Origin of the sequence: Neisseria sp. HMSC069H12 (assembly GCF_001812735.1) — a bacterium.
Classification (GTDB): Bacteria; Pseudomonadota; Gammaproteobacteria; order Burkholderiales; family Neisseriaceae; genus Neisseria; species Neisseria subflava.
In genome coordinates this window covers 1-3158 of sequence record NZ_KV810273.1, presented here as the reverse complement: position 1 = coordinate 3158, position 3158 = coordinate 1, and the positions used below count along the sequence as shown (strand labels likewise).

At 48.2% G+C, this 3158-nt stretch carries 3 protein-coding genes; 1 reads left to right on the top strand and 2 read right to left on the bottom strand.

Annotated features, from left to right (window positions below):
- Nucleotides 1-39: 39 nt before the first annotated feature.
- Nucleotides 40-660 carry an L-threonylcarbamoyladenylate synthase gene (locus HMPREF2872_RS05680; protein ID WP_003680049.1) on the bottom strand — a complete coding sequence of 207 codons (621 nt, stop codon included), beginning with the start codon at nt 658-660 and terminating at the stop codon, nt 40-42.
- 210 nt (nt 661-870) lie between these two features.
- On the opposite strand from HMPREF2872_RS05680, the gene dusA reads away from it, so the two are divergent.
- A complete protein-coding gene (dusA, locus tag HMPREF2872_RS05675; RefSeq protein ID WP_210398846.1) occupies nt 871-1881 on the top strand; it encodes a tRNA dihydrouridine(20/20a) synthase DusA in 1011 nt (336 codons plus the stop codon).
- Nucleotides 1882-2119: 238 nt separating this feature from the next.
- On the opposite strand, the gene HMPREF2872_RS05670 is transcribed toward dusA, so the two are convergent.
- Nucleotides 2120-3158 (bottom strand): YadA family autotransporter adhesin (locus tag HMPREF2872_RS05670; protein WP_210398845.1); only part of this gene is annotated, 1039 nt, incomplete at its 5' end.

Genomic DNA, 3158 nt, shown 5'->3' with positions numbered 1-3158 from the left:
AAATACTGTAAACAACGCTACTAGTTTCTACAAATGGTTTTACAAGCCGAATACGGCAATATCGCCCTTGCCTTGACGAATCAGCTCAGTACCATCGGTCATATCGATAACCGTCGTCGGCTCAGTACCGCACCAGCCGCCATCAATAACCAAATCAACAGCATGCTCAAGACGGTCTCGGATTTCGTATGGATCGGTCAATGGCTCGTCGTCTTCAGGCAGCATGAGGGTGCAACTTAAAATAGGTTCGCCCAATTCTTGCAAAAGTGCCAAAGCGGTGGCGTTATCGGGAACACGCAGGCCGATGGTTTTGCGCTTGGGGTGAAGCGTGCGATTCGGTACTTCTTTGGTTGCCTGCAGGATAAAGGTGTAGCTGCCGGGCGTAGCTGCTTTAAGCTGGCGGAATTGGGCATTATCTACTTTGGCGTAAGTACCCAATTCGCTCAAATCGGCACACATCAGGGTCAGATGGTGTTTTTGATCGATTTTGCGAATCGTGAGAATACGCTCCATCGCGTTTTTGTCGCCGAGTTTGCAACCTAGCGCATAGCAGGAATCCGTAGGGTAAACGATAACGCCGCCACTGCGGACAATATCGGCGGCTTGCTTGATGAGGCGGTCTTGGGGATTATCGGGATGGATGGCGAAAAATTGTGCCATGTTTTTTCCTTATCATTCTAATGGTTTGTTGTTTGACATTTTAAAACTTATTTGGCCGTCTGAATATTGGATTTCCACCACTATGAATGGATTTAGCCTCAGCTACAACACAGCTGCACCTAGTGATACCTTATATATCATTTTGATTTACCGGCCGATATCGAAAGTCAATTTAATACACTATATAATGCGCTATTTTGTTTGAAAGTCATCTCAATGTCTGCCTCTTCCCTACCTTCCCGCCGCTTATCTGTCGCACCCATGCTCGATTGGACAGACAGACACTATCGCTTTATGGCGCGACAAATTACACGCAATGCTTGGCTTTATAGCGAAATGGTCAATTCAGGCGCGGTGGTTTACGGAGATAAAGACCGCTTCTTGAGTTTCAACGAAGGCGAGCAACCGGTAGCTTTACAGCTTGGCGGCTCAGATCCGCATGACTTGGCAATCGCTGCCAAAGCGGCTGAGGCATATGGCTATAATGAAGTCAACCTAAATTGCGGCTGCCCCAGCCCACGCGTACAAAAAGGCACTTTCGGCGCTTGCCTGATGAATGATGTAGATTTGGTGGCAGATTGTTTGAACGCGATGCAGGATGCAGTTGAAATTCCGGTAACGGTCAAACACCGCATCGGCGTAGACAGACAGACAGAATATCAAGTTGTGGCAGATTTTGTAGGCACACTTCGTGAAAAAACAGCCTGCCGCACATTTATCGTCCATGCGCGTAATGCTTGGCTGGACGGTTTATCCCCAAAAGAAAACCGCGAAGTTCCGCCACTCAAATATGAATACGTCTACCGCTTGAAACAAGAGTTTCCCGACTTGGAAATTTTGATTAACGGTGGTATTACCACCAACGAAGAAATCGCCGAACATCTGAAATTTGTAGACGGCGTCATGATCGGGCGCGAGGCTTATCACAATCCGATGCTGATGCGCGATTGGGATGCACTGTTTTATAACGACACACACGCGCCAATCCAATATGCTGATTTAGCAGCTTGGCTATACGCATACAGCCGCGAACAAATCGCCTCAAGGCGCGGTACCATTCTGCGCCACATCGTCCGCCATGCACTAGGCTTGATGCACGGCCTAAAAAATGCCCGTACTTGGCGCCGTATGCTCTCAGATGCCGCCTTGCTGAAAGACAACGACGGCAGCCTGATTTTAGACGCATGGAAAGAAGTAGAACGCGCAAATATTTGGGATTAATGGCGTATAGTGTGAATAAATGAAAGGCCGTCTGAAACATCAAATGATGTTTCAGACGGCCTTTTAAATTGCAACAGATTGCTAAAGATATATTCATTTCTCTTTAGCTACTATAACGATTAATTCATCGAATAAAACCAACACATAATCTAAGCATAAAAAAATGCGGCCTAAATTAGGCCGCATTTACTTTGCTTCGTCTTTTCAGACGGCCTTTTCAGGCCGTCTGAAAGTCAGATTACCATTGGTAACCAACTGCTACGGTAGCACCGAAGTGACCACGTGAGTTGCCGGAAGCAGTACCTTTGATGATCCAGTGACCACCATCGGAAATGCTAGAGAGGCCGACAGCGTAACCGGTTTCACCGCGGTAGTGACTGCCACCGATAGCCAGCATGCTCTTACCTGGCAAGTAAGCTTGTGGCAGACCGGCAGTAGCCAGAGCTTGAGCCACACCTGCGCGGGCGTTGTTGTCAACCTTGTTCACACTGCTGTTCACATCGCTGAATTTTTGGTTCAGCTGGTCAACGTTAACCGCATCGGTACCGTTCTTACCTGGAGCAACATTTTTAATAGTAGTGTTGCCGGCATCGATACCATCTTTGTTGATGGTTACAGGACCTGCCTTCAGTTCATTAGTAGTAACACTGTTAACGGTCAGATCAGGGTTCAAGCTGGCTTTCAGCGCATCGCCGTCTTTCTTAACGAAGATGTTTTGAACTTCTTTCTCTGAAGTCTTACCGGTTGCTTTGTCGAATACTTGAACTTTAGTACCCGCATCACCTTTAATCTGAATAGTGTTATTCAGTTTTTTGGAGATAGAGCCGTCAGTAGTACCAGTCTCGTCAACCAGACCGAAGGTGCCATCAGCATCTTTACCGTCTTTACCGTCTTTCACGGTTGCGGTAGTAGTAGAGATGACTTTACCGTCTTTATCGAAGTTGTTGATAGTAATGGTAGAAGTACCTTTAGCTTCATCACGCTCAACTTTACCTTCAGCAGACTTACCATTTTCACCGGTATCACCTTTGGCACCAGTAGCACCAGTTGCGCCAGTAGCACCAGTAGCACCAGTAGCACCAGTTGCGCCGGTAGCGCCGGTAGCACCAGTTGCGCCGGTAGCACCAGTTGCGCCGGTTGCACCAGTAGCACCAGTTGCGCCGGTAGCGCCAGTAGCGCCAGTTGCACCAGTTGCACCAGTAGCACCAGTTGCACCGGTAGCACCAGTTGCGCCGGTAGCGCCAGTAGCACCAGTTGCACCGGTAGCACCAGTAGCA

What these genes read in the sequence shown, in the direction of transcription:
- HMPREF2872_RS05680 (WP_003680049.1), bottom strand. Translation starts at nt 660, where the DNA reads ATGGCACAATTTTTCGCCATCCATCCCGATAATCCCCAAGACCGCCTC.